This is a genomic window from Arthrobacter sp. Bi26 (assembly GCF_918697925.1).
GTDB lineage: Bacteria > Actinomycetota > Actinomycetes > Actinomycetales > Micrococcaceae > Arthrobacter.
In genome coordinates this window covers 1-2043 of sequence record NZ_CAKKMF010000196.1, presented here as the reverse complement: position 1 = coordinate 2043, position 2043 = coordinate 1, and the positions used below count along the sequence as shown (strand labels likewise).

1 protein-coding gene is annotated in these 2043 nt (G+C 69.6%); it reads right to left on the bottom strand.

The genetic code is table 11. The features are described from left to right. Positions 1-84: 84 nt before the first annotated feature. Entirely contained in the window at positions 85-1947 is a 1863-nt protein-coding gene (locus LQV16_RS23400; RefSeq protein ID WP_229996215.1) for a hypothetical protein, read from the bottom strand. Between the last annotated feature and the right edge of the window lie 96 nt (positions 1948-2043).

Sequence of the window (2043 nt, the reverse complement as noted above, 5' to 3'; positions counted from 1 at the left end):
GGACCGGGCGGGAAGCTGGCGTAGTCATAGCTCCACTCTAGCCATTGAAGTCCTGCCCGGCGCCACCGCGCCCGCCGGCGAGGGCTACTTGAAAGCGGCCCCGACCAGGCCCCGGGTGGCGGCCACGAGTTTCATCGGATCCTTGGAACCGGCCGGCGGAACATAGACAGCCACCGACTCGGCGAAGTTCAGCACCATGCCGGTGCTGGTCTCCTTGCCGCCGGCCAGGGCGGCCGCGTCGTCGCCGATTGTGAGCTTGTCGCCGTCGGCCTTCGGAGTGCCGTCGAAGGAGAAGTTCAGGCGTCCCAGAACCAGTGCCCCGCCGTCGGCGGTGCGGAACACGACAGTGTTCTCGGGGGCCACCTTGTGCGTGAAGGCAAAGGTGCCGTTGACGCCTGAACTGACGACGTCGGCCTGGTAGGCGAGGGTGTCCGCGATGTACGGGGAGGACTGGCCCTCGACGAGCTTGTCCTTGAAGGCGGAGTCTGCCTTGCTCAGGCGGTCACCCAGCCCCGCGAGGGCTTCGTCGCCGCTGTACAGGAGTCCGGACTTGTCCGCGGATGCCAGCGTCTCCGTGCCGGCCCGCCCGATCGCCGGGAAGGTGGCACCGGGCTGCAGCGGCGTACTGCTGACCAGCTTGTAGTTCTCCCGGGGGGAGGCCTGGGTCAGGGTCAGCAGCTGCGGGACGACGTTGCCCTCGCCCTGCGTCACGGCCATGACGGAGCGGGGCCAGCTGCGCTTGTTGGTGACCACCGTGGTCAGCAGCTTCATGGAGCGGACAGGCATGCGGGCCTCGTAGGAGCCGACCTGCGAACGGACCTTGTAGTTCTGCGTGCGCACCTCGAGCTCGGACTTAGCCACGCGCGGCGCCAGCTTGGCGGCGTCCTTGGCAGCGTCTCCTGCATCGACAGCACCGGCAACCTGTTCCAGGACGCGGCGGAACTGGGCGTCCAGCAGCACCGGCGCATCGCCGGTCTGGTCCTCATTGGGAGTGCCCGGGGCCGCGCTGTTGGAGGCCGGGGCAGCGGGTGTGGCGGCCGGTGCGCTCGGCGACGGCGCGGGCGTCTGGCTGGCCTGAGCGGCCACCGACGTTCCGGCGACGGCGGCGGCCGTCAGCACGGCCACCACGATGCCGGAACGGCGCGCCGTGCCGGGGCCCTTCTTCTGCTCGGATGCTGTCTTCTCGGGCGCTGAAGCGTCGGGTGCCGTCGAACCCTGTCCCGCGCGGCGTGCCGCGGCCTTGGCCTGCGCGCGGCGGACGAACGCGCTGCCGTCCCCGCCTCCGCCAGTCGGGTTGCCGCCGGTCGGGTTGCCGCCGGTCGGGTTGCCGGTCCGGTTGCGTGACTTCGGCTTGAGGACCAGCAGCGCCGCGCCGGCGATGATCAGCAGGCCGCCGAGCACCATGAGCGGAATGGCCCAGGGCGTCGAGGTGTCGTTCGGGAACGTCATCGTGATGGAACTCGGGGCGGGCTTGGTGCCGTCCGCCGCGAGGAGGAGGGACCAGTCGCCGTCGGCCGGCGCGTTCCACGAGTAGTCCATTTCACCGCTGGCGTTCTCGGTGGCGACCCAAAGGTCCGATCCGGCCGGAGACGGCGCGGCGGCGTCGCCGTCGGTATGCGTCAGCTGCAGCGACTTGCCGTCCTCCGAGACGCCGGCGACGGTGTTGTGCGCCGTCTTGCCCACCCAGGCGTCGACGTCGTCGGGCCGCCCGGCGGCCAGCAGGAAGGCACCCTCGCCCTTGACTTGGATCTTCACGGTCCCGGGGTGCAGCGTCCTCAGCTTCTCATCGAAGACGGTCAGCGGCGCGGCCGTACCCGTCGGAGCGGTGGCCGTAATCGTCTCCGGGGGAGCCCAAAACGTCTTCTGGCCAATACCGGCCAGCAGGGTCAGGAGGCCAAGCAGCATCAGGGCGACTGCAGTCTTGAAACGCAAAATACTACCAATCATCAGCGGACAGTTAGCTTCAATAGTAACCATTTTGTTACCCGCGAGTCAGATCGGCGCCCGGGCACACCCCCGCCCGCGGCTCCCGCGCCGGGTCCC